At 38.3% G+C, this 25,689-nt stretch carries 23 protein-coding genes, 5 pseudogenes and 1 riboswitch; of the genes and pseudogenes, 16 read left to right on the top strand and 12 right to left on the bottom strand.

The genetic code is table 11. From position 1 onward, the window contains the following. Positions 1 to 313: 313 nt before the first annotated feature. Entirely contained in the window at positions 314 to 1,639 is a 1,326-nt protein-coding gene (locus AC6HZ4_RS04785; protein WP_497493871.1) for a hemolysin family protein, read from the bottom strand. Between the two features lie 458 nt (positions 1,640 to 2,097). Here AC6HZ4_RS04785 and AC6HZ4_RS04780 point away from each other — a divergent pair, with 458 nt between their 5' ends. The 7 genes and pseudogenes from AC6HZ4_RS04780 to AC6HZ4_RS04750 form a co-directional block, all read left to right on the top strand. Next, a complete protein-coding gene (locus tag AC6HZ4_RS04780; RefSeq protein ID WP_497493870.1) occupies positions 2,098 to 3,114 on the top strand; it encodes a multicopper oxidase domain-containing protein in 1,017 nt (338 codons plus the stop codon). Positions 3,115 to 3,129: 15 nt separating this feature from the next. After that, the gene (locus AC6HZ4_RS04775; RefSeq protein WP_497493869.1) at positions 3,130 to 4,299 is read left to right on the top strand and encodes a ZIP family metal transporter; all 1,170 of its coding nucleotides are present in this window, start codon (positions 3,130 to 3,132) and stop codon (positions 4,297 to 4,299) included. Positions 4,300 to 4,339: 40 nt separating this feature from the next. Next, positions 4,340 to 4,636: a transcriptional regulator gene (locus AC6HZ4_RS04770; protein ID WP_497493868.1), complete on the top strand. Its 297-nt coding sequence runs from the start codon at positions 4,340 to 4,342 to the stop codon at positions 4,634 to 4,636. 66 nt (positions 4,637 to 4,702) lie between these two features. After that, positions 4,703 to 4,891 (top strand): twin-arginine translocase TatA/TatE family subunit, encoded by a 189-nt coding sequence (tatA, locus tag AC6HZ4_RS04765; protein ID WP_410778034.1) that lies wholly within the window; start codon positions 4,703 to 4,705, stop codon positions 4,889 to 4,891. Between the two features lie 78 nt (positions 4,892 to 4,969). Beyond that, positions 4,970 to 5,680 carry a twin-arginine translocase subunit TatC gene (gene tatC / locus AC6HZ4_RS04760; RefSeq protein WP_497495600.1) on the top strand — a complete coding sequence of 237 codons (711 nt, stop codon included), beginning with the start codon at positions 4,970 to 4,972 and terminating at the stop codon, positions 5,678 to 5,680. A gap of 237 nt (positions 5,681 to 5,917) precedes the next feature. After that, complete coding sequence (locus AC6HZ4_RS04755) at positions 5,918 to 6,586, top strand: VanZ family protein (RefSeq protein ID WP_497493867.1); 669 nt, start codon at positions 5,918 to 5,920, stop codon at positions 6,584 to 6,586. A 25-nt stretch (positions 6,587 to 6,611) separates the two neighbouring features. Then, positions 6,612 to 6,857: pseudogene (locus AC6HZ4_RS04750) on the top strand (sulfatase-like hydrolase/transferase); the annotation flags it as partial. Here the strand turns inward: AC6HZ4_RS04750 and AC6HZ4_RS04745 are convergent. Beyond that, positions 6,849 to 7,080, bottom strand: a pseudogene (locus tag AC6HZ4_RS04745) (SCO family protein); the annotation flags it as partial. The pseudogenes AC6HZ4_RS04750 and AC6HZ4_RS04745 overlap by 9 nt on opposite strands. 457 nt (positions 7,081 to 7,537) lie before the next feature. Next, positions 7,538 to 7,743: riboswitch (cobalamin riboswitch) on the top strand. 176 nt (positions 7,744 to 7,919) lie between these two features. Between AC6HZ4_RS04745 and AC6HZ4_RS04740 the strand changes: the two are divergent. Genes AC6HZ4_RS04740 through lonB form a run of 4 tightly spaced genes read left to right on the top strand, consistent with a single transcriptional unit; the run spans position 7,920 to position 11,396 of the window. Further along, positions 7,920 to 8,402 carry a hypothetical protein gene (locus AC6HZ4_RS04740; protein WP_497493866.1) on the top strand — a complete coding sequence of 161 codons (483 nt, stop codon included), beginning with the start codon at positions 7,920 to 7,922 and terminating at the stop codon, positions 8,400 to 8,402. After that, positions 8,392 to 8,898: a hypothetical protein gene (locus AC6HZ4_RS04735; RefSeq protein ID WP_497493865.1), complete on the top strand. Its 507-nt coding sequence runs from the start codon at positions 8,392 to 8,394 to the stop codon at positions 8,896 to 8,898. Before AC6HZ4_RS04740 ends, AC6HZ4_RS04735 begins: the two co-directional genes overlap by 11 nt. After that, positions 8,888 to 9,079: a CbtB domain-containing protein gene (locus AC6HZ4_RS04730; RefSeq protein ID WP_497493864.1), complete on the top strand. Its 192-nt coding sequence runs from the start codon at positions 8,888 to 8,890 to the stop codon at positions 9,077 to 9,079. Before AC6HZ4_RS04735 ends, AC6HZ4_RS04730 begins: the two co-directional genes overlap by 11 nt. 13 nt (positions 9,080 to 9,092) lie before the next feature. Next, positions 9,093 to 11,396, top strand: a complete 2,304-nt coding sequence (gene lonB, locus AC6HZ4_RS04725; protein WP_497493863.1) for an ATP-dependent protease LonB — start codon at positions 9,093 to 9,095, stop codon at positions 11,394 to 11,396. Positions 11,397 to 11,744: 348 nt separating this feature from the next. Here lonB and AC6HZ4_RS04720 read toward each other — a convergent pair. The 6 genes and pseudogenes from AC6HZ4_RS04720 to AC6HZ4_RS04695 all read right to left on the bottom strand — a co-directional run bounded on the left by AC6HZ4_RS04720 (position 11,745) and on the right by AC6HZ4_RS04695 (position 16,428). Beyond that, positions 11,745 to 13,105 (bottom strand): annotated as a pseudogene (locus AC6HZ4_RS04720) (IS4 family transposase). Between the two features lie 661 nt (positions 13,106 to 13,766). After that, positions 13,767 to 14,168: a cupredoxin domain-containing protein gene (locus AC6HZ4_RS04715; RefSeq protein WP_497493862.1), complete on the bottom strand. Its 402-nt coding sequence runs from the start codon at positions 14,166 to 14,168 to the stop codon at positions 13,767 to 13,769. 212 nt (positions 14,169 to 14,380) lie between these two features. Continuing rightward, positions 14,381 to 14,659: a hypothetical protein gene (locus tag AC6HZ4_RS04710; RefSeq protein WP_497493861.1), complete on the bottom strand. Its 279-nt coding sequence runs from the start codon at positions 14,657 to 14,659 to the stop codon at positions 14,381 to 14,383. A gap of 182 nt (positions 14,660 to 14,841) precedes the next feature. Continuing rightward, a complete protein-coding gene (locus tag AC6HZ4_RS04705; protein WP_497493860.1) occupies positions 14,842 to 15,060 on the bottom strand; it encodes a hypothetical protein in 219 nt (72 codons plus the stop codon). A 133-nt stretch (positions 15,061 to 15,193) separates the two neighbouring features. Further along, positions 15,194 to 16,027 (bottom strand): M56 family metallopeptidase, encoded by an 834-nt coding sequence (locus AC6HZ4_RS04700; protein WP_497493859.1) that lies wholly within the window; start codon positions 16,025 to 16,027, stop codon positions 15,194 to 15,196. Beyond that, a complete protein-coding gene (locus AC6HZ4_RS04695) occupies positions 16,027 to 16,428 on the bottom strand; it encodes a BlaI/MecI/CopY family transcriptional regulator (protein WP_497493858.1) in 402 nt (133 codons plus the stop codon). The genes AC6HZ4_RS04700 and AC6HZ4_RS04695 overlap by 1 nt, the downstream gene beginning before the upstream one ends. Positions 16,429 to 16,924: 496 nt before the next feature. Here AC6HZ4_RS04695 and AC6HZ4_RS04690 point away from each other — a divergent pair, with 496 nt between their 5' ends. Both AC6HZ4_RS04690 and AC6HZ4_RS04685 read left to right on the top strand, forming a co-directional pair. After that, positions 16,925 to 17,662: a ZIP family metal transporter gene (locus tag AC6HZ4_RS04690; protein ID WP_497493857.1), complete on the top strand. Its 738-nt coding sequence runs from the start codon at positions 16,925 to 16,927 to the stop codon at positions 17,660 to 17,662. Between the two features lie 444 nt (positions 17,663 to 18,106). After that, positions 18,107 to 18,313, top strand: a complete 207-nt coding sequence (locus tag AC6HZ4_RS04685) for a hypothetical protein (protein ID WP_497493856.1) — start codon at positions 18,107 to 18,109, stop codon at positions 18,311 to 18,313. Positions 18,314 to 18,622: 309 nt separating this feature from the next. On the opposite strand, the gene AC6HZ4_RS04680 is transcribed toward AC6HZ4_RS04685, so the two are convergent. From AC6HZ4_RS04680 to AC6HZ4_RS04670, 3 genes and pseudogenes are all read right to left on the bottom strand, one after another. Beyond that, positions 18,623 to 19,240: a YitT family protein gene (locus AC6HZ4_RS04680; RefSeq protein WP_497493855.1), complete on the bottom strand. Its 618-nt coding sequence runs from the start codon at positions 19,238 to 19,240 to the stop codon at positions 18,623 to 18,625. A 305-nt stretch (positions 19,241 to 19,545) separates the two neighbouring features. Beyond that, a protein-coding gene (locus AC6HZ4_RS04675) for an IS3 family transposase (protein ID WP_497493854.1) occupies positions 19,546 to 20,662 on the bottom strand; the annotation gives its coding sequence in 2 pieces (ribosomal slippage) (positions 19,546 to 20,392 and positions 20,391 to 20,662; 1,119 coding nt in all). 103 nt (positions 20,663 to 20,765) lie between these two features. Next, a pseudogene (locus AC6HZ4_RS04670) lies at positions 20,766 to 20,918 on the bottom strand (maturase); the annotation flags it as partial. Positions 20,919 to 21,534: 616 nt separating this feature from the next. Between AC6HZ4_RS04670 and AC6HZ4_RS04665 the strand changes: the two are divergent. Continuing rightward, positions 21,535 to 22,705 (top strand): annotated as a pseudogene (locus AC6HZ4_RS04665) (IS3 family transposase). Between the two features lie 116 nt (positions 22,706 to 22,821). On the opposite strand, the gene AC6HZ4_RS04660 reads toward AC6HZ4_RS04665, so the two are convergent. Next, positions 22,822 to 23,067, bottom strand: coding sequence for a JAB domain-containing protein (locus AC6HZ4_RS04660; protein WP_497493853.1), 246 nt, complete (start codon positions 23,065 to 23,067; stop codon positions 22,822 to 22,824). Between the two features lie 676 nt (positions 23,068 to 23,743). Here AC6HZ4_RS04660 and AC6HZ4_RS04655 point away from each other — a divergent pair. Continuing rightward, positions 23,744 to 24,451 (top strand): DUF421 domain-containing protein, encoded by a 708-nt coding sequence (locus tag AC6HZ4_RS04655; protein ID WP_497493852.1) that lies wholly within the window; start codon positions 23,744 to 23,746, stop codon positions 24,449 to 24,451. Between the two features lies 1 nt (position 24,452). Next, on the top strand, positions 24,453 to 25,157 hold the full coding sequence (locus AC6HZ4_RS04650; RefSeq protein WP_497493851.1) for a DUF421 domain-containing protein: 705 nt from the start codon (positions 24,453 to 24,455) through the stop codon (positions 25,155 to 25,157). Positions 25,158 to 25,689 lie beyond the last annotated feature (532 nt).

Here is a 25,689-nt window from a genome sequence, read left to right as displayed (position 1 = left end):
AATGAACGTATCCTTTCTCAAGGATCTGTAATTTAAGGAGCTGGCAGTCAGAAAATTAAGCGTCCGACCGCCAGCTGTTTCAGTACGTCAGGTTATAGTTTTCATCCCGCCAGATAAAATAGACATTAGTAGCTTGGTCAGCCGTTAACAATGAGCAGCGCCGTGTTCTATGAGCTTTGGGTGTACAGAAGAAATGTATCTGTAATCTCATATATCTAAGCTGTGGCAAACAAGATGAAAAACATCACGACTGCTTGTATTATGTAAGAACATCTTTTGGGACAAAGGATGAAAAAGGTGATTCATTCCCTTACTAAAGTGCGAAATGTGAGTTGTTTTCTATTTTATCTACTTTTTTAATCTCCACGTTTTTAATTTGGTGGTCACTTTTAGATAAAACTTTGAATTTATAATGGTTGAATTGAATGGACTCTCCTTCTCGAATATCATGATTCTGGGTTAACATCCAACCACCTATGGTATCTACATCTTCTTCATGTATCTCTAGACCCAATAAATCATTGATTTCATGGATTAATACTTTCCCATCAACAATTTTATGATTTTCATTTATATGTTGAATCGGAGAGCGTTCATCCTCATCATATTCATCTCGAATTTCACCGACAATTTCCTCTAAAATATCTTCAAGTGTTACAATTCCAGCAGTACCACCGTATTCATCGTATAAAACAGCCAATGGAATCCGTTTTTTCTGCATTTGCAATAGCAAGTCATGAATAGGTATCGTTTCCATCACTTCAATAACAGGACGAGTGTAGGACTCGATAGACTGTATTTTATCGCTCTCCCCACTCAGGTAACGGATAAATAAGTCTTTGACGTTAACCATCCCAATAATATCATCTTTATCTTCCCCAAATACGGGATAACGGGTATACTTTTCTTTTATAATAATATCCATTTGCACTTCGAAAGTATCCTCTGTATACAAACCAACAATTTCTGTTCTTGGTACCATAATTTCTTTGGCAACACGGTTATCAAATTCAAATATATTCTCAACATATTTATACTCTGTCTGGTTAATCTCTCCGCTCTCATAACTTTCTGATAAGATGAACCGAAGCTCTTCCTCAGAGTGTGCTATCTCATGTTTAGAAGCTGGTTTCATACCGAATAGACCTGTCACTAGACGAGCAGAACCGTTTAACGCCCAAATGAAGGGGTACGCAATCTTATAAAACAGAATGATTGGACCTGCAAACACTAAGGTCAATTGTTCCGCTTTCTGAATCGCAACGGTTTTTGGCGCCAACTCACCGACTACAACGTGTAAGAACGTAACGAGTGAGAAAGCTATAATAAATGAAATCGTATTTGCAACTGTTTCTGAAAAGTTCCAACTTTTAAAAACCGGCTCCAGTATATGAGCTACTGTTGGTTCACCCAGCCACCCAAGACCGAGGGCAGTGACAGTAATCCCTAACTGACATGCCGATAAATACTCGTCCAAGTTAGACGTTACTTTTTTGGCAGCCAATGCTCCGCGTCGTCCTTCAGATACAAGCTGATCAATTCGGCTACTGCGTACTTTAATAATGGCAAACTCTGTTGCTACGAAGAAACCTGTAAGAGCGATTAAAATCACAACCATGACTAAATCAAATATGACCAATCAATCACCTTAGTTGAGCGAACTAAGGTATCCACCTCCTGGATAACTAATTTTTTTGTTATTGGTATTTTTGTGTATATTGCATGATTATAACATAAGATTCGTTTTCTATTTAAAGGTTTCATCTACTTTGCATATCGTATGCATACGATCTGAGCATGAATTCTTATTATGAGTAACCCAAAATACAACAAGCAGCCCTCTTGTGAGGACTGCTTGTTGTCATTTCTGGAATTTTTGCAACGAAGTTCTTTGGTTTGAAGCTGTGCCAACAGCAACAGATGTCATAATAACATTCATATCCAGTACTTTACTTCTTAGGCATTTTTCACTGGCTTGCACCTTTCTATTATGTAACAGAATCAAAAAATAAACATTGACAAAAATTGATTTAGGGAATAAATTTTAGACAAGAAACATATTTTTGCATTAAGGAAACTTTTTGGGGGTTGTTAAACATGTCTGAGAAAAACCAAATTTCTAGACGGGATATATTAAAGTTGGGATCTGCTGGCGTCTTTGGATTGGCAGGGAGTTATTTTCTAAATATGTTCCCACCTTTGACTCCCTCTGTTCAAGCGCAAACAAATCATAAAAATCACGGTAATGCAAATCATGATCATCAGATGATACATGATAGTACCAAGACTGCCGGATACCAAATGGCAGAAAGGCTACTAACTGAATTTGATTATGGAAAAGTAAGTACTTTGCCAAATGGACAGACACTTCGCGAATACACAGTCGTTGCCATTGACAAAGAAATTGAAATCGCAAAAGGCATTAAATTTCCAGGTTGGACTTATAATGGAACGATTCCAGGACCTACGTTTCGTTGTACGGAAGGAGACTTGCTTCGTTTTCACTTCACGAATAAAGGGAGTCATCCTCACTCGATTCATTTTCATGGTATTCATCCGCCGGAAATGGACGGAATTACTCCTATCGCTCCAGGACAAAGCTTTACTTATGAATTTGAGGCCAACCCCTATGGGCTGCAACTATATCATTGTCATGTACTGCCTCTTGCCCGTCATATTCACAAAGGGTTATATGGGAACTTCATTATCGATCCAAAAACACCAAGGGAGCCCGCATTGGAGTTGAACATGGTAATGAATGGATTCGATTTGGATTTGGACGGTGAAAACGACTTTTATACTGTTAACGGTTATGCCTTCGCTTTCATGAATCATCCCATCAAAGTAAAAAAAGATCAGCTGATTCGTATTTATCTTAGCAATTTTACGGAATTTGATTTAATCAATTCTTTCCATCTTCATGCCAACTATTTTACCTATTATCCGACAGGAAGAAATGATAATCCCTCTCAATTCACCGATACGATCATGCAATGTCAGGGAGAACGCGGCATAATCGAAGTCAGGTTCCCTTATAAAGGGAAATACATGTTCCATGCCCATGTTAGCGAATTTGCTGAATTAGGCTGGATGGGATTTTTCGAAGTAGAGTAAAGGAGAAGTGAAAAAATGAAGGCAAAATGGATTATTTCGGGTTTCATTCCTTTAGTAATGCTGATAGGAGTATTAGCATGGGTGTTAATAAAAGGAGCAGGAATAGAAAAAGATCCTGCTGCACCTATTGAAGTATTGAATATTGAACGAATTAAAGTAACAAATGGAGGTTTTGAACTTTCAGTCAGTAACACTGGTCCGGAAACACTTACGATTTCACAAGTGATTGTAAATGATTCAGTTTGGAATTTTAGTGTCTCACCTGATCCTACGCTCAAACGGTTCGAGGAAGGGAAAGTAACTATCCCTTATCCATGGGTTGAGGGAGATCCCCATGTCATTAAACTTATCACTGAAAACGGTATTGTAGTAGAAGGAGAAATCGCTGCGGCAACCTTGACTCCTGAAGCTAGCTGGAGCAGCTTTTTAAACTATGGTTTTATCGGGTTCTATGTCGGAATTGTCCCTATCACTCTAGGATTATTGTGGTATCCATTTATGAAACGCTTTAAGCGAAAATGGATTAATGCTATCCTTGCGCTCACTGTTGGCCTCTTATTATTCCTGTTTGTCGGAACACTTGCTGATGGATTTGAAATTGGTGCCGAAGCTCCCTCTGTATTTCAAGGAAATATGGTAGTTATCATAGGAGCAGCTCTTACCTTTTTACTATTAATTGGTTTTGACCAGTATCAGCAAAGAAAGGGAGAATCCAAAAATTACTCACCTTTTAAAATATCACTTCTCATGGCAATAGGCATTGGGCTTCATAACTTTGGAGAAGGGCTGGCGATTGGATCCTCCTTTGCTCTTGGAGAGGCAGCATTGGGAACCTTTTTAATTATCGGTTTTACTCTGCATAATATTACAGAAGGAATCGGGATAGCCGCTCCGCTTTTAAAAACCAAGCCTAGTGTAAAAGACTTCTTCATTCTTGGCGCACTTGCTGGCGCACCTGCCATTCTTGGTACTTGGTTCGGCGGGTTCATTTTCTCTCCAATTTTTGGCGCTTTATTCTTAGGAATTGGAGCAGGTGCAATTTTACAAGTCATTTATGTCATTACGAAAATGCTTATTCAAGATCATAGAACACATAAGGAACCTTCTGTCTCTTGGTTAAACCTTTCTGGGTTCACTATCGGACTGTTAATCATGTACTTTACTGCATTTTTTGTTAAGTTTTAAAGAAGGGATACAAATAATAGGGTTTAGAAGTGTAGTAACTTTGAGTGAAATTGCATTCTTAATCTGGTTTGTACTGGCTGCTGCTAAAATGAATAAAAAGGGAGTGTCAATGTTATTGCCTGTTAAGGGAACAAGGAGTAAGTTCGGTAAATGGATGGATGCACAAAAAGACTTAACTCGATTTGAGTTAGAAACAGCGTCGAATGTAGGTAGAAGTACGATCGGGAAACTATGTAGAGATCCGGGTTATCGACCGAGATTTGCAACGATAGTTCAAATTAATCAAGGTTTAAAAAGTCTAGGTAAAAATATTGACATAAACGATTTTTTAGCCTAAACCATTCTAAAAATGAAAATAAACGTCTAAAAAAGGATTACAAGATTTAACTACTAGGAGGAGAATATGCTGCAAAGTATCGGAATTCCAGGATTAATACTCATCTTAATACTCGTGCTTATCGTTTTCGGCCCTTCTAAATTACCGGAAATCGGAAGGGCATTCGGCTCAACTTTAAGGGAATTTAAAAAGTCTACTAGAGAGCTTGTGACAGATGATCTAAATGAAGAGACATCTAATAAAAAGGAAAAATAAGTTAAATAAATTAAGAGGAGATGTAGATTCGTCTTACATCTCCTTTTTCATGGAGTGATTAGGTTGGAAAATCGAGACATGCACATAGTTCAACACCTCGAGGAGCTGCGCAAACGCATTATCATTACTTTACTCGTCTTTCTGTTGTTTTTAGTGATGGTATTTGTATATGTTCAAGATATTTACCGTGTGTTAGTCAAAGATTTGCCATTTAAGCTAGCATTGCTAGGACCAAGTGATATCTTAATCGTTTATTTCATGATTGCCAGTGTCGTTGCCATTGCAGCAACTATACCAGTTGGTGCGCACCAAGCATGGCTGTTTGTACGTCCGGCATTAACACCAAAAGAGCGTAAAGTTACAATCGCTTATATTCCAGCACTATTTATCTTATTCGTATTAGGAATTAGTTTTGGTTACTATATTCTATTACCTCTTGTACTACATTTTTTAATGTCGCTATCAAACGACATGTTTCATACGTTCTTTACAACGGAGAAATATTTTCAATTTTTGCTTCACATGACATTGCCTTTTGGATTTCTGTTTGAACTACCCGTTGTCATTATGTTTTTAACAAGCTTAGGGATTATCAATCCGTACCGTCTGCAAAAAATCCGAAAATATGCCTACTTCATACTAATCGTCGTTTCAATTTTGATTACGCCACCAGATTTTCTATCAGATATTCTTGTAAGTATACCTTTATTACTCTTATATGAAGGCAGTGTCAGTTTATCAAAATTCGTATATAAACGACAACATAGGATTAAGGAAGGTAATTCTTGAGATACAGAACACATCATACAAAAATGCGCTATCCTTTCCATGGTGATAGAGAAAGAATAACGTATTTTTTCGTTTTGGAGGTATTTAATTAGTTTACCTTGATGGTGAAGTGGCGGTACCCCTAGTTGGAATATTTTGTGCGGAAATACGGAAGAAAACAGCTATGACAGTAGCCTCCTCTTCAGAACAGAAGGGAGGTGCTGTATATGTAGTAAAAGGGAGCTTAGGAAGAACGCTATGAAAAAGTATGTATTGTTAGGAATACCACTTATTATGTTTGTACCAAATATATTGCATTATCTCGGTTCTAATTCTATGATGCTTGCATTGCAAACTATGCTGAATTTAGCTATTATCACAATCTGCTTGATTGTTCTGTTAGGGCATACAACTCTTCAGAATGTATTGGATTGGCTAATTGGGATTTGTTTTTCGGTATATATTTGTTTGTTGTACCATAATACAGTAGAAATCAGTCTCTTTTATTCACATTTTCATTACACAGTAGAACAGGTAAAGGGAATGCTGGCACGTTCAGTCAACCTGATACCTATTAAAGGAATGATAGAAACACTGCCATATAATCCGTCTGCAATATACCAAATCTTTGGAAACGGAATTATGCTTACACCGCTCGCTTTTACTATGTTGTATTTCAAGTGGTTAAGAGACGTTAAACAAGCTATTTGGTATTCATTCCTTTGTACAGTTGGAATTGAACTCATTCAGTTTTTGGAAAGTTATGGGCAGTTTGTGTTTGGAATTGGAGAGGGCAAAAGCATGGATATTGACGATGTAATCCTCAACACAATCGGTGCTGTAATAGGAGTAGGTTGTTATCTTTTATGGTGCAAAATAGAAAACCGCTTCATCCAAAAAACAAGGGAAGTAGATGTATCTTTGTAACTTCCGATAACGGGCTTTTGTACTACAGCCTTTCTACACAAAGTTCATTACTTTGTCTAACCATTTTCCTTTCCCAATTGAAAAGGACGAAGCAACAATTGAACCTGCTACAACGGGAGATGGTTCGGTTGACCATTATTTCCAGACTACGCGTTATCTAGATAAATCTTTACAAGAGTTCTTTAACTACTTGAAGCAATCTGGCTTATATGATAACTCCGTTATCATTATGTATGGTGACCATTACGGCATTTCGGAAAAACATAATGGCTGTCATAGGCGGACAAACTGTTTGGCAGCTTGTAAAGATAAAATCAGAGAAGACCTTTTCTTTCAAGTCAGAAGAACCAAAATTTTTCCCATTCTGACCTGTGTATGAGAACTTTTCTAATTCCCAATTCAGCAGGTCTCTTAATTTATCTACCGCTGCATGCTCCTAAGATTGTAATCATGAAAACAAGCATAAGCAGTCCATTTACACGCATTTTTTTCATAGGAATCCCTTTCTCCCTGTTGTTTTTTTATGTAAGGTATGGAGCTACGAGGTAGCCCCATACAAACTTATTTGTTCCGTAACAAACACATACTGTTGAGAATCACAAGAAGCGCAGCACCTGTATCGCTTAGCACAGCAATCCAAAGCGTCAACCAACCTGGGAAGATTAGGACAAGTATTACTCTTATATGAAGGCAGTGTCAGTTTATCAAAATTCGTATATAAACGACAACATAGGATTAAAGAAGGTAATTCTTGAGATACAGAACACATCATACAAAATGTGCCATCCTTTCCATGGTGATAGAGAAAGAATAACGCATTTTTTCGTTTTGGGGGTATTTAATTAGTTTACCTTGATGGCGATGTGGATAATCCCCCTGCAATTGTTTCTTCTTACTACCATGTACAGTAAGTAAAATATCGATTATAATTATCATGATTTATCTAAAAGTTAAATATATTTGGGAAAAGGTGAAACACCGAGGGTGTTTCTTAAAAGGGAAGAACGGTGCAAATCCGACACGGTCCCGCCACTGTAATTGGAGAGCATGCGTAAGTCACTGTGCAAAATGGGAAGGCTTATGCAAACTGAATGTGTTATTCAGTAATATGCGTTTGATCCATAAGTCAGGAGACCTGCCTTTTTCTTGTTATCACAAGTAAGCCTACGAGGATAGGGGAGGTGAAATAAAGAGCTTTTTTGGGCCTTTTTCTGGCCTTTTTAGCTTTTATTTGCACTTTCTGCACTTTTGTAGAAGGTGTTTTTTATTTTTCAGAATGGAGGAAAAGATTGTAATGATAAGAACGACTTTCATAAGTGTATTCGCCTTTATAATGTTTCTATCAATGATGCCGCTCACATCGATAATGGCGGAAGAAAAAGTACAAGTTGAAGTAAAAAATGGACAGGGTAAAGAAGCACGGCCTGATTTGGATACCGCTAAAGTAGAGCTAACGCTTCCGGATATTCAAAACGGCTCCGCGCATATTGTTCTTAGTAGCCCAGAGAGAAAATTTTTCTCGCCAACAGATTTCCCCATGGTTGAAGGTACAAAATTAATAAATTCCACCTTTTCTGTGGAAAATGGGAAAGCTTCATTTGACTACATGTTCCCTATTCGCGGCGACTATCAAATGAAAGTAGAAGTCATGGACGAGAAAGGTAAATCGGTTGGAACTCATGAACTTCTCATCAATATCCATGAAAATCCGGTCGAAGTAAAAAAAGCGATTATTTTCATTGTTTCTCTAGCTCTATTTGGATTCATTGCCGGATTTGTATTGGCGAAAAGGAGGAAGAACGTACATGCGATCTAAATTCATATTAGCTTTGGTTCTCATTTTTATACTGACGATGTCATCCGCTGCATTCGCCCACGAATCACATGTAGGAGGTGCAGAAGGCTATCATGCCCGTGTAGGAGAGCCCTTCACTTTTGAAGGGAAATTGGAAACGCAAGAACAAGGGCCTTTTGAAGTGCGTTTTCAGGCAGTACGATTAGAAGATGGGGCACACATCTTATCTATGAACAGTCGCTCTGTTGACGGATCATACAAATTTGCCATGCAGTTTTTTGACGGAGCAGAACATCAAGTAACCATTTCCCTCATCGATCCGAAGACAAACTCTGTGATCTCAGAAAAGAAAATGAAGGTTGAAGTGCAAGCATTCCATCCTCCAATGTTTGTCAAAATGAAAACATTAGCATTTTTGATACTTATAATTATAATTGGAATGCTTTTAGGTATAGGTGTGACACGATTGAAAAAAGCAAATCGACTAACGGAAGGAGAGCGTACTCATGTCGTATAAATTTGAACATACCAAGAAAACAGGTTTTAAAAATATCTTTTTGTCACTCCCGATGCAATTAACCGTGGTTGCTATTTTAGCGGGTATCGTACTTTATACCACTCTTTTTTCCGGTTACGCTCCCGTTCATGATACGCTTCATGAATTACGACATTCGTTAATGTTCATTCCATGCCATTAAGGTGGTTTTTTCATTGAATCATATTTTAATTCAATTTTTCTCTATCGTGATGAACCGTTTTGCCAAGAAGCGACAAGTACTAGCACTTGAACAGACGATTTCTATGTTTCTTCGTTTTTATAACAAAAATCCAGAACAGCTTTTTTCGCTATTATATGGTTTTCGCAATGATTCTCGTTGGGTGTTACGCTACTTGGCAGGCAGGGAAATAGGAAGGTTTTTGCCGGAAAAGGCTGACAAAGTAGCGGAAACTTGGTTTAAACTGGCTGATGATAAAACACTTTATGTGAGGGAAGGTGTAGCGAAAGGGATTACATATGCAGCCGAAACTAGCTTTGACGCAGTATGGAATCTGTGGGAAAAAGCTTTTTCCCACTCTTCTGAGCATGTTCGCCAAACAGCAGCGATGACATCAATCAAGTTTTTTGAAAAGTATAAAGAACGCATAGAGCTTCTTCCTATACTAGAACTCATAAAAAAAGACACTTCGCCAAAAGTAAAAACCATCTATGAAAACTATATAGCTCCTTTTCTAGAAGATAATGATGCTAATTCTAATCTGATAAAAGACTTTACCACGACAGAAGAGCTCTCTGTTCCTGCTCAGCTTATCGATCAAGTAGTTGGACAAGATCATGCAGTGGAAATCATCAAGCTAGCTGCTCGTCAAAAACGTTCAGTGCTGCTGATCGGGGAGCCGGGAACAGGAAAAAGCATGCTGGGACAGGCAATGGCTAAGCTGTTGCCTGCTTCTACCTTAGAAGACATCATCGTGGAAACAGGAGGTAGGGAGAGAAACGTTCCCAAAATTAGAAGACTGTCTGCAGGTGAAGCAGAAACATACATTAGTCAGCGTGAAAAAGAAGCTCAGGTAAACTTTGCTTCTTTTCGTTGGGTGATAGGCTTTGCTTACCTAGTTTCTATGTTTGTTTCTCTCTTCTACTACTTCACTCGAAATAATCCAGTATACATCATAGCTGGGACAATCATGGTAGTACTTTTATATTGGTTCTCAAAATCAAGGAAAATCCAACCTGCCGATGAAATACCCAAATGTTTGGTAAGCCATTCAAACCAAAAACAAGCACCGTTTGTAGATGCTACAGGATTACATGCAGGGGCACTTCTAGGAGATGTACGTCATGACCCTTATCAATCGGGTGGCTTAGAAGCCATGCCCCATCGTTTGGTTGAACCGGGTGCTATTCATCTCGCTCACCATGGTGTACTTTTCATTGATGAGGTATCTACTCTCTCAATAGAATCACAGCAAGCCTTGCTTACTGCCTTTCAAGAGAAAAAACTAGCTATCACTGGACGTTCTCCAGGTTCCAGTGGAACAATGATCCGCACAGAACCTGTCCCAAGTGACTTCATTATGGTTTTGGCGGGCAACTTACCTGATGTGGAAAAGATTCATCCTGCACTGCGTTCAAGGATTCGCGGATACGGATATGAGATTTATACGAATACAACAATGGATGATACGGATGATAATCGCTATAAATTGGCTCAGTTTGTTGCACAAGAAGTCCGCAGGGATAAGAAAATACCCCATTTCACCCGTGAAGCTGTCGAGGCAGTCATTGAGCGGGCAAAAGAAATGTCACCTCACTCCAATAAGCTAACCACACGATTTCGTGAACTAGGCGGACTTATACGGGCCTCTGGGGATATCGCTGTTCAATCCAGTGCACCTCTTGTTCATCAAGAGCATGTTCAAAAAGCACTTCAAATTTCTCGTACATTGGAAGAACAATTGGATAATGCACCAAAAATAGTTAAAGACCTTTATTCTGCTCCTTGTCCGGGGAAAATTAAAGTGTTAGGTATGCACAAGGACAGCATCGGAAAAATATTTCAAATTTATTCAGATGTGCAGCCTTTAGAATACATCGATATCAACATACCTAATGTATGGAATGATAATTTTGATATTCTGCCTGTTGAGGCCGCTTTAAATCGATTACGTTTGAATGGAAAATATTACATTGAAATCGAAGGAATTCAAAGAAGCGTAAAACTAGAGGGATTAAGTCTTGCAATCATAATATCTGCTATATTAGCAAAACACGCTTTATCATTACCTGATTATGTAGCTGTTTGCGGCAATGTAAATATAATGGGTATCGTCACAGAAACTCCTTACTTTTTGAAAAAAGTAAGGGTAGCAAAACAGTCAGGAATTAAAAAAATTATTGCTCCAGCAGCCAATCAGATGAAAGAGACTCCTAATAATATTGAATTCATTTGGGTTCAAACATTAAGCGATGTTTATCAGGCTATACAGTCCATGGAGTGTATCAAGACGAGTTAGGTGAATAAAATCATAGAAGGGATAGCGCCTCATGCTCATCAACCTGCCCTCGTTAGTGCAATAAGAAAAACCGAAATCCCTTTTTTATTAAGAATTAAGATATTTCGGTTCATCTTTTTTATAAACGATTTAACTTTGTTTCAAACTGTAACTTTCTTTATTATTTGAAGTAACTTCTCCAGAATTATATGTCGCTAGTTTGTAAATAAAAGGCTCCTTTTCAGGTCATAGCCATCAACTTTAGTAAAGCGCATCCGATGCTAGAGGCATCGGATGCGCTTTTTTACGGGACCTGAGTAAAATCCTGTATTTTGGGCATACTCAAATACAGTTTCCTTCTGGCGCATTTTATGCGACGGCAGGAAGCTGAGCCGTTGATCTTTCTATTAAGCCTAGGATTTCGAACGGCGTTGTTTTTCGATGCCGCCGTGCTTTTTTCCCATTTCTACACACATCTTGAAAGAGCCTGGTAAGCACTGAAATAGGATGTTGGAAGGTGCAGAACAGTGCGGCGTGTATCCTTGCGAGATAAATCTGTATCATATATGCACATTTAAACTCACTCATTTCTTTTTGTTGTTTCTCCCATAGAAGCCTTCGCATCTGATATGTAGTGCTCGCCACAAGACATAAGCGCAGAAGTTGTCCATACAGGTGACACTGAAACCGCTCCAACTTCATCGGCCTCACGACGTGGACTCGAAAGATAGATTTCCATGTTTTAAAGAGGATTTCTATCTGCCATCGTAAGGAATAAAAGGTGTATACCTCCGTAGCTGGCAGCTTCTCAGGAGAACTGTTTGTAATAAGAAGATTAACCCGGCTCGCAGCCTTCGGCATCTTCTTTTTTGTTTTCTTATGGTGTGCTAAACGCTTATGCCATTCCTCTTGTGTAAGACGATACATAATCAACCTTGTTTGGTGCTTGTACTCAAATCCAATATAGACCTCTGGCAATTCTAATGTCTCTCCCTCTTGTAAATCTTTGGTCAATTCTTCTATGTTTAAAAGAATCCAGTTTCCGTCTTCCCCTTTTTGATAGACTTGTGTGTTCCAACGAACTCTCGATATGTAATAAGCTCCAATCTCTGTCATATGCTCCAGATCGGGAACCCGAGGTCACGAAGTGCAAGATCTCCAGCTTCTAGTGTCTTTGTCCGCTCTTGTCCATGTTTTGCATCGCTGCTGACTCCATGGTTCACCTCAACCTCCATGAATTCTCCAGAAAGAAGTTCGTACTCCAGCTGAATTTTCACTCCTGCTTCCGATCCACCGCCTCCGTTCCCTTTATAGGTTGCGGCATAGGCGGAAGAAATCTGAAAGGATGTGGAGTCTAAAATACGAATTCTCTTAAAATAATTCGTGATTGGAATGACTGGACAAACTTTTTGTCGGAAAGCATGAAGAAACAACTCCTTTAGAAATTGTACAGTACGGTCATTCCAACGCTTATTCAGCGCTTCGGCAGATACACAGATACCAGTAGCTTCATTCAACCGGGTACAAAGACGAACTAAAGATTCAGAGCTGACAGTCTGACCGAGGAAGACACATAAAGAAACAAGATCTTGTGCTCGAAATTTTCGTTCTCGTTGAATCATACCTGTTTGATGTGCGAGTTCCTGTAAATGTGTAGTGGAGAATTTTCTTCGGAATTCTTCGCCGAGTATGCGTAACTCTTCAGCTAGTGTGCACTTATTTGTAGACATAAATTAGGACACCCTTCCATGCAGTACTGCATGGAAGGGTGTCCTAATTTTATATGTTTTATGCATTTTCTTAAGTTGATGGCTATGGCCTTTTCAGGTAGCCTTTTATTTTGTTTTTTATCTTGTTCAGAAAGTCACTATTTTCTGAACACATGAATTTCATTCTTAGTTTCGTAGATTTTCCTATTATCGGAGAATAATTTGAATGTATTGCTGTAGTCTGTAGACAAGAATATGCCTTCTTTTGTACCCATCGCAATCACACTTGCCTTATCAGGTTACAAAGCTTATATATCTTGGATAGTCACTATTTTATAAAGAGAGAGTTCAGGCCATGTACCTAAAACTTTATTAAAATTATCGGAAATTAAAATATCTGTGATTCTATATTAAGCCTTAAAGTTGCTGTATAAGGGTCTAACTATATCACAGTAAACATACCTTGTTATTGGTTGTCCAATAACAAAAGGGGGTATATTGATGGAATATAGACCAGATACTCAACAAATGCATGCAAAAACCATGAAATCTCTTCAAGATTGTGCCATGATGTGTGCAAAAGATTGTCGTAATTTTGCGATGTAAGATAAATTAACCTGAAGAAAGAGCTAGCTCCCAACTCTTTCTTCAGGTTATATCCTCTCTTTATCGCTTACTTGATCTATGCTTCCACAATAATTTTTCCTGTAAACATATTCATCCCACAATTAAATGTGTATGTTCCTATTTTGTCTGGTGTAAATTCCACGATGTTGTCTCCTTCATCTAGGCTCTTTTCTATATTAAAATCCTTGATGATTAAGTGAGATAAACATCCACCTTTATAATCTTTTTGAAAGCGGAGTTTAACAGGTACCCCTACTTTCACTTTTATATTCTCGTTTTTGTATCCAAGTTGTTCGACAGTTACAATGGCTTCTTGGTATCCTTGTTTTTGTTCTGCTTTCACAGGTTTTGATTCTGAAGTTGTGTCGTCAACTGAAGCTTCTGTATTTGTCGTACCTGTAAGCTCTTGTATGTATTGAGACACAGGTTGGAAGAACACCACTAGTCCAATAAACAAAAAAGACACCGTATACAAAATAGGCTTCAAGACAGGATTTTTTTGAAATGATGGAGTACTTTTTTCTATTGGTTTTGCTTCTTGGTGGATTAATTACGGTATAAGAACCGTGACCACTATAAAGATCACATCCATAAATAAAGTTACTTGGTATGGATTTTGAGAGATGACCATCGTCCCTAACATGGCACCCATCATACCTCCCATAATTCCTATAAGACTCCATCTAAAGAAGCAAGCAGGCCGAACGGACGCCCGATACTGTATCCAATTATCATACCTACCAATACCGCAATCATGACAGGAGTCGTTAATTTCCCATTCATAATGACTCCGAATATGGTCCCAACCAATACACTAGACATCAGGGAAACAGCCATTGCAATCATCATAGCAGTCATATTCGATAACTGTTGTTTTACACGATGGGCCGTAATTGTAACATATCCAGTTAGTACTAACACAATCCCTAGACTGATTACATATAACATATTTGTTCCCCTTTCATCTAGACCAAGCATCAATCATCTCACATAAATAGGAATTGATAACCGACAACAACTGAATAAACAGGTCATACAGATAAGGACTGGTTCATAAATAACCAGCCCTTATGCCCTGATGTATTGTTGTAATTTTATCTGGTACTGCTTTTACTGGCAATTTACATCGTTTATTGCAGCATGTCCTTCATCATTTTCATGCAGTCTGTCACACTCATACCTTTAGCGATACAATCTTTTATCATTTTTGCACAGTCTTGCATACTCATCGCCATACAATCTTCTTGAACTGTCGTAGTTTGGGATTCAGCTGGACTAGCAGCCAAAGCAGTTCCACCAAACGCCATTAATGCAATAAATGATGCACCTAAAAGAACCTTTTTCATCATTTCTCTCCTCCATCATCTGGTCATACAGATGGTAAACTGACCATCTACTACATAATTGTAGTAGATGTAAAACATCCAGTCAATCTCATACTACACGTTTGTAGTATTTAAACACTGATCGGAGAGACAACCTTCACAAAAATGACACACATCCTATGAGGAAAACAATAAAAAGAATATAAGCGATAGACCTCATCCACTCTAACAGGGAAATGGATGGACGTTTATATGATCCTGTTAAAAGAACTTCAATTCTGGTATTCGTATCTTGAAAAGAATGATTTTGAAAGTGTACCGTGGCAAGTGAAGACGGTACGCTTGTCAGTAATTTGTATAATGCCGATGCAACAGCTTTCGTTCCTACCTTATGAATCGCAAAGGTATCTGCTTTTATTTCCTTTTCCATCTTATAGCGTTCATACAACTTTCGGGAGATAGGTAAGAAGGAACATACACGTGCTACACTAAAGCATACTGACAATTTAAATGGATCTCTATTTCGATAATGATAATACTCATGTTCCAATACAGCCTCTAATTCATGTGACTGCAATAAGTCGATTAAGCTGGTACTGATTAAGATTTGAGGATACATGAATCCATACGTGAAAGCTAAAGGTTGAGCAGAATTTACAACCTGAACCTGTACAGCATATTTTTGTTGAAAAACCTCAAGTACATTTGATTCATAACAACCTGTTCTGTGTAAATTTAATTTAGTGATAAATGTTTTCGTCTTTTTAGCCAGACGTAAAAAGTACACAATGGAACATACAAAGAGCACCCCTAAGGTAATCGAGGTAAATGTAAGAAAGTGATTATGCTGCATATTAAAGCATTCCAACATCCAATACATACAACTCGGCATCATGCGAGAATGTAGAGTAGGGAAAAATCCGATAATTAGAGTACTTACACCCAACAACCATAAAACGTATCGATTTGAGATTTGAAAGAATCGAAACATTATTTTTCATCCTGCTCTAATTTTTGAATGAGTTCTTTCAGCTTGTGAAGTTGATTAGGATTATGGCCAACAGCATCTACAAACTGTGTAATAGCAACATCTCCGTAATGATGAAGGAGACGTTCCACTTGTTCAGAGGATTGTTGCTGAATGAGTTCGCTTGGACTATAAGAAGGCTTATATACGTATCCTTTTCCTAACTTACTACGTGTGAGAATCCCTTTTTTATCTAATCGAGTCATGATTGTCATAATAGTGGTATAGGCATAGTCATTTTGTTTATTTAATTCTGTTAACACATTTTGAACCGTTACTTCTTTTTTAGACCAAATCACTTTCATCACCTCAAATTCCAGCGGTCCCAGAATTTTTAATAATGCTTTGTTTTCATCATTACTCATTTTACTCATCCTACTTTCGGAATACCTTGTATACTTCCATTTAAGTATAAAAGAAATTAATTTCTAAGCAATCGAACTCTTACAAAAGAGTCTAACTTTTCCGTACATGTTCTAAAATCTAAATAAAAAAGCAACCAAATGCCATTATAGATTTGGTTGCAAATTGCTCTCTTGATGTATGCTACTGTATTGTAAATTCTTACTTCATCAAATATGTTCTACCTAAATAAGCCTAACCACTCCTGCTTTCCATGAAATTATCTTCAATACCAAAAAAACATAGCCATCAAGCTAAAATTTTGCAGCATCCCAAAACGATAAATCTTCTTTAAAAATACTATCATCAGATTTGTCCTGTTATTTGTCTCCCCAGTAGAAATTATGAGATTCTACTTATCCAATCAACAGGGAAATTTCTGTTATGCGAGTACCATGACTATTCCCGATGAATTACACATACATATGGAAAAGATGGAATAGGAAGGAGGGTACCTAGATGGAGAGTATAATATTACCAATTATGACAGCTGCACTTGCCTTTGGCGGGTTGTTAGTAGGAGGAACGGTGGGTATAACAGCTCGAAGTATGGTGACCAATCAAATGTATAGTTTGTATGCCTTTTGCGGAGGAATGTTGGCGGGGTTACTTACTTTTGAACTCATTCCAGAGACGTTCTCTGAATATGAGAAGACTGGGCTCTTACTTGGGGTAAGTATGGGGATTTTGTTGATGGTACTGCTTCATATGCATTTTCATCATTCACACAGTCAAGAAGGAAGAGAAGGTGAAGCGTGGCGATCCTTTCTATTCTTATCTCTTGCAATCTATATCCACAATGTTCCGACAGGTGTAGCATTCGGTATATCCATGAAGAACTTTGACACAGCAATCCCCCTTTTGTTTGCTGCTGTTATTCATCATATTCCGGAGGGACTTGCGCTAGCGGTACCTTTCTTATTTACTCAGTTTCGTATTGTATATTTTCTTTTGACGATTACATTATTATCACTCGTATTAGGAGTTGGAACTGTACTCGGCAGTGTGGTAAGAAGCGATCATATTCATTTAAATGGTGTACTGATGGGACTTGCAATTGGAACATTGGGGTACGTAACCGTGAACGAAATGTTATTAAAAGCACAGAAAAAGATGAGTGTATTCAGTTTCTTGTTATTGGCTGGCGGAGGATTAGTATTAATGCTGTTGTATGTAGAGAATTTTATCCAACATTAATATGAATCATCTCTAGATTGTATTTAAAACATACATGACACCCCCTACCCAAATTTTCACTTTGAATAGAAGGTATCGACAATCTATAACCTATAGGTTATTCTTCAGAAAATCATATTAAAACCATTTTAAATATATGTCCCTTTTTTATTGCTTCTTATAAAATGAATGAGTATTCTGATAGCATATAAAATAGTTATACTATACACACACATCGCAATAAAGAAGACGATAATGGACTGTGTTATTTGTACATAGAGGTTTGACATTAATATTGCAATTATGAGCCAAATTGCTGTTAAAATCATTTTATTTCGTTTCATACAGTATCCCCCTACATAGCGTATATAATATATTTTAATATATCAAATACATCCAGAAGATGGTAAAATTGAATAACTACCTAATTTTCATAAAAGTTAATTATAATAGGGGGAATTACGCATGATGGAATATCTATATTTTCCACAGGATAAAACAGAGTATATTCCAGCTGTCCTTACATTTTTTATCATTACAATTATTTCATTTATGGTGGTTAGATTGCTTATTCGTTTATCTAAAAAAGAAGCAGCAAAATTTGAGGGATTAGAAAGGCAACTCCAGACAGCAAATCATTCTAAAGAAGAGGATAACAGGAAGAACAAGTAATAACCACCTAAGTTACTACTTGGATTTCTCGTCTCTTTATATCTCTCCCAAGTGTTTGCGCCAGAACCTAAATTCTTATTATGAGTAATCCAAAATACAACAAGCAGTCCTTTCGAGTACCGCTTGTTCAGGCTATTGACAAAGTCAACAGCCGTTTTTTGTAGTTGCTAACTAGTCAATATATGTTGTTTTTCTTTGGAGTAAACAGCTAAATATGTAAATGAAAAAGAAACAAAGTCTCCTCTTCATATAACTTTTTGAAAAAGGGTTTGTCTACACTTTTAGGAAGATCCTTTGATTAGGATCTTCTCATTTTTTTCTCAAATTTACAGATAGGGCGCGAATTCTTTGAAATTTAAAGGCGTAAATAAAATCAATGATATTAGTCGAGAGGAGTTGGCAAATTACTGCATAAATCACAATTTGATAATCTATGACAAGGGCAGTTAATAGAAAAATAAAAAGGTTGATGCCCATCATAACTTTTCCAGGACTCCAATTCTTATAGGAGGCAATCATGAGTGCTGGAATGACCATTCCGCCGCTTGAGGCTCCTACTTTAATCAGTAAACCTACTCCAATACCAAAAAGAATACTTCCCCCAAAAATATCTAGTGCTATATGTACATGTGGAAGATCAACCATAGGAGTTAGAATGCTAATGGTAGTCGAGGTGGTTGCAACCGAAATGATGGTTCGAATCGTCCAAGAATATCCGAAATAATTCAAGGCGAAAAATAAGAAAACAACATTTGCTAACCACAAGGAAAAGCCGAGGGATAAAGGGAACCAATGATTCATCAGAAGAGCCAAACCTGCAGCTCCTCCGGAAGGTATAGAGTGTGGAAACAAAAACAAGGACATGGACATACCTTGTAAAAAGGCACCAAATACTGTGCCAAAATAAGTTAATAGAATTCTCTTCATCAGTAACGAAAATGATTCCTCAAATGAACATCTATACCCTCCACATTTATTCCTCCCTAAAGGCTTGTTAAAGTGGACCCCATCGTCAAGACACGGATTTTAAGAAATTAAGGTGGTGTAGACCGAGGGGGTTCTACTTAGATAGCTGCCAAGAGGAGGAATTTGGTTTGGCATAGGGGGAGTTCCCACCGAGCTTTATTCTTACAAAGTATTGTCTTTCTTTAGGGACTAGCCTGTCAAGAGATGAAAGAACAGGGAGAGGTTAGCCCGTAAGAAAGATTTATAGAGAAAGAGATATGGTTTCTCTACATGAGGAAAATAGAGGCTGGAGTCTGGTAGTTCAGAGCTTGATGTGGTCGCTCATGGTTGTAAAATGTCAGATAGTTCGTCAACTCTTTACGAGCTTCCTTCGGACTGCCGTAGCCCTTTAAGTACACCTCTTCATACTTGACAGTACGCCAGAGACGCTCTGTGATGATATTATCCAAAGCACGTCCTTTACCATCCATACTGATGAGAATCTCTTTTTCTTTTAGTACATCTGTGTACTGAGGACTAGTGAAATGACTGCCCTGGTCACTGTTCATAATGACAGGTCGCTGTTGCCGTAAAGCGTTATGGAGAGCTACCAAGACAAAGTCGATCTCAAGAGATTGGTCTAGCTCCCAACTCACGACATAACGAGAATACCAGTCGATAATAGCGACAAGGTACAACCAGCCTCGTTGTAGGCGGATATACGTAATATCAATGCCCCAGACATGATTTGGACGATCAATCACGAGATGACGCAAGAGGTATGGGTAAATACGGTGTTGGTGGTTCCGCTTGCTTAAATTGGGACCAGGCGCAATACCCGCGATCCCCATCTCCCTCATGTGTCGCTGTACAGCTTTCCGGTTTACGATGAGACCCTGAGACTGCAAGTGAATGGCGATGCGCCTAGAACCGTAAAACGGGTATTTGGTGTAGACTTCGTCTATTTTATGCTTGAGCACAACTTCCTCCGGCGAGGGCCCTACGGGCTTATAGTACAAGCTAGAGCGATTGAGACTCAACAGCTCAGCCTGCGTTTTGAGTGGCAACTCAGCATCCTCCCATTCAATCATGGTCAATCGTTCTTCTCTAGTCCTTAATGCCAGATTTTTTTTTAAGCCACGACAATTGCGTGGTTAGTTTGCCGACTTCGGCATATAAACTCTCAATCTGTTCTTCATATTGTGTTTTTATTTGTTCCAGTTTCTTATTTTCGTTACCAAACAGCTGTGGCATCTGTTCGACAACAGATTTTTTCCACTGCCGAAGTTGATTCACATGGATCCCATGCGTGGAGGCGATTTCGTTTAGCGTTTTTTCCTCACGCAAGATTTCTAGCACGATTTGAGATTTGAATTCTGATGTGTATCTGTTTCTTGGTTTCATAAATCTACTTTAACATCTCCTTATTTCGTGTCTAGATTCTTGGGTCCATTATATGTCTTCCTTGTTTATTTTATGAGGTATGATAAAAGAATATGTTGAATTACTTTGTGTTATTTCCTTTATTTAGGTAGAGTTTGGCATAGGCTTCTAAATAAAACTCGGTATTATATAGATTTCGATACAGCTGTTCAAATACGTATGTTTCGTTTTGTGCTCTGGAAGTTAGATTTCTTAATACTACTTTTGGATTTCTCATAGAGCCTCACGCTCCTTCCCAATTTGGTATTAAACTAGATAAACTGTTCTCCTTCGCCATGTAATAGGCTTTCCCTATTTCGGACTACTACGAGAACTCCGTTGCCTTATCAGATATTCAGCATCATCTTTCTTGCCTTTTAGCTTGAAATTTATCACCTTATTGGGCATTATGCATAGCTGTATTTACAGCGTTCTGACTTAGGCAATCCCCGTTTAGACATTTAGAAACATAGCACTTCATAGTTTCGGATGTGATTTTCACTCTTTTCTTCCATTATAGAAGACGGACGAAGCAGTATCACTCCATGTTTCTCGAGGTTTTTAAGAAACATGCATACTTCAACACAGCGTAAATCGTTACCTCCCGCTGAAGGTCCGCGTAGTCCTCCTTGAGCTATCATTCAAGCAATCCAGCCTTCATCCTTGTCTATGAATTTTCATCTCGTCATTCAGTCGTGTCTTGGTAACTAGACAACTTACGGCTTTTCCAACATGCTACACTCCCCGCTTGGTTTCCCTTACGGATAAGTTGGCTGATGATGATAGTCTAATAGATGGACAGGTCGAACAGAGAGTTTATAATAAACAATAGCAAAAAAGTTCGAGGTGTCCAGATGACAAAGACAAAATATGATGCAGAGTATAAGAGGCAAGTAGCTCAGCTATGCTTGGAGGGGAACAAAACAACTGCCCAAGTGGCAAAAGAATTAGGCATTACGTATAAGACGTTATACCGTTGGGTGACGGAGTACAAAGAAAGTAATGGAACAAGCTTTGTAGGTTCAAGAAATCTGAAGCCGGAAACAGAAGAAGTAGTGAAGCTGCGCCGTCGTAATGCAGAACTTGAGGAAGAGTTGGCAATCCTAAAAAAGGCGCTAGGCATCTTCAGCAGAGATCAGAAGTAAAGTATGCGTTCATCCATGAGCACCAGGATGCTTTTCGCATTGTGAAGATGTGTCAATTGTTAGGTGTATCCAAAAGCGGTTACTATGCCTGGCTCAAGCGTCCAAAGAGCGAGCGGGCAAAAAAGAAAGAAGAACTGGTCCGCCAAGTGAAAAACGAGTATTTACAGTCAGGGCGAATTTATGGGAGTCCGAAGATTACACAGGAACTACGCAAGAAGGGAAACAAGGTGTCACAGAAGACGGTGGCACGCATTATGAGCAGGGAAGGTCTGCGTTCCATTACGGTACGAAAATATAAGAGGCAACAACGAACAGTAACCACCGTTACAAGGTACATGACAATGTGCTGGGCCAGAACTTTGCGGCAACAGCGCCAAATCAGGTTTGGATGGCGGATATTACGTATGTGGAGACAGGCGAAGGCTGGCTGTACCTTGCGAGCATCATGGACCTGTACACACGTAAAATTGTAGGTTGGGCCTGTGACTCCCGCATGACAAAAGAACTTGTGATACAAGCATTTCAGCGTGCAATTAGCAGAGAGCAGCCACAAGGAAGCCTCCTGCATCATTCGGATCGTGGAAGCCAGTATGCCTCAAATGACTATCAGGCGCTCCTTCAGGCACATGAGATAGAAGTGAGCATGAGTCGAAAAGGAAACTGTTATGACAATGCGGTAATCGAATCGTTTCATAGCTTATTGAAAAAAGAGTGGCTGTACCCAAGGAAGTTTAAGACGAGAACCGAAGGAAAACAAGCCATTTTTGAGTACATTGAATGTTTTTATAACCGAAAGCTAAGCCGTGCCGCATTGGGATATGTCTCGCCCTGCGAGTTTGAAGCACAATATTATGCTAACCAGAGACAAGCAGCTGCATAAAATCGGCTATTTCTCTCTGTTTAACGTGTCCATTCTATTGACATAGATCCATGATGATAGGGTAAAGAATGTGATATTTCCCTACTGCTTTGCTAAAGCAGATTTTCTAAATGCCCTTATGGGCGCACTACCTCACGCGGGCTGACGAGCGAGAAATTCAGTGAGCCTACATGAGCACGGTGAACAGCAACCACATTATTTTTCGTGTTCAGACACATGACTAGGAACATCTCTCTGTCATCATCACCAATGAATTGAGTTGCGATACGTGCAGCATCAGATGGAGTGCGAATCGTCTTCACCTCAACTTCTACACTTACTCTTACCCGTTTGATTCGTTGAATTTCATAAATTTTTTCCATATTGATTCATCCCCTTTCTTTGTTCGAGAACAAAGGAAGGAATGATCTGTGGGGGAGCGTAGGCAGCCAAAGGATCCCATTAGGGATTTGGCTGCCTAACAGCAAGGGGCTCGATGCCCCTTGAAAACCGCCAGTTATATACTCTTTTTCACTCCGCAAGTGATAGTTTGATCAATCCTTTTTATAAAATTTCAAACACACAATATAGCCTAAAAATTGTGCAAGGAATGGGTAGTATTTTTTGAGAACCCCACTCAAAAAATCTCCACCCTCAACAAAGAAAAAGCCGGCTCCTCAATCGTCGCCTAATGGCTATCGCCATTTCTTTTTCTCCGTTGTCCTTGCACAATTTTTTTCGGCTCGTTGTGGCTCTCTCGCCAAGCCGATAGACCAAAAGCAAGATTTGGGCTATCGACTTGAACGAGCAATTATACGAGCTGAACCGCCAGATCATCCGTCCATTGTATTGCTCTTACTCTATAACTCTACACACTTGTGTAGCGGACTCTGCCCCCACATCCCCGGCCAACCTCTGCCCAAAAACAAGGGAATTACTGAAATCTATTTATTGTTGCCTATTGCCAACTTTCACTGAATTTGAATTATAATATTTTAACCAAATGGGAAGCTTAAAAATTATAAATTAATCATATATCTACGTAAGGGAAGGGATTTAATGGATTTTCATGATGTTTTCTTAAAAGCTGAAGAATTAAGCTTTCTCGAGCAATTTCTTAGGACTTCATTCTTATACTTTGTACTTTTTGCTGCCGACAGAGTTATGGGGGTTAAGCAACCGGGTATTATTACGTCTTATAATTTTTTAATGGCTGCGGGAATCAGTCATATCGCTGCATCAAGGATGGTTATGCCTGATTCCAGACCGATCGATGCTATCGCAATCATTCTTGTTTATACAGCGATTATGTTGCTCGTTTCATATGGATATTATAAGTTCCCATCCTTTGTTTCACAAACTCCGACAATCATTGTGAAAAAAGGAAAAATTATAAAAGAAAACTTAAAGAAATCTAAACTGACGATCGATAACATGTTTTCAATCATAAGGGAGAAAGAAGCTTTTAACCTTGAAAAAGTCGATTATTTGGTAGCGGAAGCAACTGGAGATTATAGTGTCGCAATCAACAACAATGAACTGCCTGTTACAAAATCGATGATGGCAATTCAAACAACTCCAAACGAATTATCTCAACTCCTTATCTATGAAGGTAAAGTCGATCAAAAAGAGTTAAAACGAAATAATTTAGATATATCTTGGGTGTATCAGCAGCTAGGAAAATACAACATCTCAAACATTCAAAATGTGTACGTTGGAATGCTTACTCCCAAAAAAGAATTATACATAAATCAAAGGGAGGATTAAAATGCCCCAAGTTTTCGGCGAAATAGAGGACATCACATTATTCGGATATACGCTTAGAACATTCATCATAGGTATAATCGTATTTCTTGTTGGAAGATTTGTGACAAAAAGGGCAGTTAATCAATTAACAACATACGATTTTGTCTTAATATGGATATTAGGAGCGATTACAGTTTCTCCCTTATTGGACGGAAAGGTCACGTTCACTCGAACAATCGTTCCATTGTTAACTCTATTCTTCTGGCATACTACGCTTAGCATAATCTCCTTAAAAAACAGGTCTTTCTCTCTTTTCTTTAATGGAAAACCTTTGCTGTTAATTGATGATGGGAAGATCGTGAGGAAAAATCTAAAGAAACAATTTATCAATATTGACTTGTTACTGTCAGAGCTCAGAGTAAAGAAAATTTTCGATATTTCAGAAGTAAGGTATTGTATTTTGGAACCAAACGGACACTTAAGTGTAATGAAATATGATTCTCATAATCCCGTGACACCGAAGGACATGAAACTTATGGCTAAACCTGTCGACATTCCATTAGTACTTATTAATGACGGCAAATTATTCAAAGAAAACCTTGAAAAAGCTGGGGTTGATGAACCATGGATTCAAGCAAACCTTAAAATGTATAGTATTAACGATATAAAAGACGTTTATCTAGCAACGATTGATAATTTTAAAAAACTATATGTTTCTAAAAAGTAAAAATCTTTTTGTCATCAATCTCAGTACCCTAATGCTCTATTTTTTATCGATCTACCATTAGTTGAAAATTATGCCCGATCGTTGAAGAATGATACTGGATTAAAGTCCTAAGTATTCGCTTAGCTTTCTTCCACCAACTTCCTTTGCAAAACAGACCTTATATATATTTGTCATTTCACAAATTTGTTTCATGTCCCCCTCATTGTACCATTCATTTGGAAGGAACGATAGGTTCCAAAGATTTGTATGTATAGGATATTAGAAGGGAAAGGCTGTTGCCATCATCTTTCATCCATCTTGCCGTGTTCTCTCCCCCATTGGGAACATGGCTTTTCGTATTGAATGTAGACTTTTAAACATTAGTTTACATTGAACGCAAAAAAACCGTGTTCGAATAAAAAAAGAACACGGTCATGCAGATAGAGGGTTTAACAAGAAAGTTCCATTCTAATTTACCAATAATCGATTAATTTGTAAAAATATATGAACTTACTTAGTTTTAAAAAGCCCTGTACAAAAATACTTTGCTCCT

This window comes from Ectobacillus sp. OTK (assembly GCF_059698935.1).
Note: the sequence above shows the minus strand (reverse complement) of the source record. Positions and strands in the feature narration are given on the sequence as shown.

Excerpts from the sequence above, each read along its gene's own strand:
- AC6HZ4_RS04740 (WP_497493866.1), top strand. The coding sequence starts at position 7,920 with ATGTTTCTATCAATGATGCCGCTCACATCGATAATGGCGGAAGAAAAA.
- AC6HZ4_RS04690 (WP_497493857.1), top strand. The coding sequence starts at position 16,925 with ATGGAGAGTATAATATTACCAATTATGACAGCTGCACTTGCCTTTGGC.
- AC6HZ4_RS04710 (WP_497493861.1), bottom strand. The coding sequence starts at position 14,659 with ATGTTATATGTAATCAGTCTAGGGATTGTGTTAGTACTAACTGGATAT.
- AC6HZ4_RS04735 (WP_497493865.1), top strand. The coding sequence starts at position 8,392 with ATGCGATCTAAATTCATATTAGCTTTGGTTCTCATTTTTATACTGACG.
- AC6HZ4_RS04660 (WP_497493853.1), bottom strand. The coding sequence starts at position 23,067 with ATGGAAAAAATTTATGAAATTCAACGAATCAAACGGGTAAGAGTAAGT.
- AC6HZ4_RS04650 (WP_497493851.1), top strand. The coding sequence starts at position 24,453 with ATGCCCCAAGTTTTCGGCGAAATAGAGGACATCACATTATTCGGATAT.
- AC6HZ4_RS04655 (WP_497493852.1), top strand. The coding sequence starts at position 23,744 with ATGGATTTTCATGATGTTTTCTTAAAAGCTGAAGAATTAAGCTTTCTC.
- AC6HZ4_RS04780 (WP_497493870.1), top strand. The coding sequence starts at position 2,098 with ATGTCTGAGAAAAACCAAATTTCTAGACGGGATATATTAAAGTTGGGA.
- tatA (WP_410778034.1), top strand. The coding sequence starts at position 4,703 with ATGCTGCAAAGTATCGGAATTCCAGGATTAATACTCATCTTAATACTC.
- AC6HZ4_RS04730 (WP_497493864.1), top strand. The coding sequence starts at position 8,888 with ATGTCGTATAAATTTGAACATACCAAGAAAACAGGTTTTAAAAATATC.
- AC6HZ4_RS04700 (WP_497493859.1), bottom strand. The coding sequence starts at position 16,027 with ATGTTTCGATTCTTTCAAATCTCAAATCGATACGTTTTATGGTTGTTG.
- AC6HZ4_RS04755 (WP_497493867.1), top strand. The coding sequence starts at position 5,918 with ATGAAAAAGTATGTATTGTTAGGAATACCACTTATTATGTTTGTACCA.
- AC6HZ4_RS04685 (WP_497493856.1), top strand. The coding sequence starts at position 18,107 with ATGATGGAATATCTATATTTTCCACAGGATAAAACAGAGTATATTCCA.
- AC6HZ4_RS04680 (WP_497493855.1), bottom strand. The coding sequence starts at position 19,240 with ATGAAGAGAATTCTATTAACTTATTTTGGCACAGTATTTGGTGCCTTT.
- AC6HZ4_RS04705 (WP_497493860.1), bottom strand. The coding sequence starts at position 15,060 with ATGATGAAAAAGGTTCTTTTAGGTGCATCATTTATTGCATTAATGGCG.
- AC6HZ4_RS04775 (WP_497493869.1), top strand. The coding sequence starts at position 3,130 with ATGAAGGCAAAATGGATTATTTCGGGTTTCATTCCTTTAGTAATGCTG.
- AC6HZ4_RS04695 (WP_497493858.1), bottom strand. The coding sequence starts at position 16,428 with ATGAGTAATGATGAAAACAAAGCATTATTAAAAATTCTGGGACCGCTG.
- tatC (WP_497495600.1), top strand. The coding sequence starts at position 4,970 with ATGCACATAGTTCAACACCTCGAGGAGCTGCGCAAACGCATTATCATT.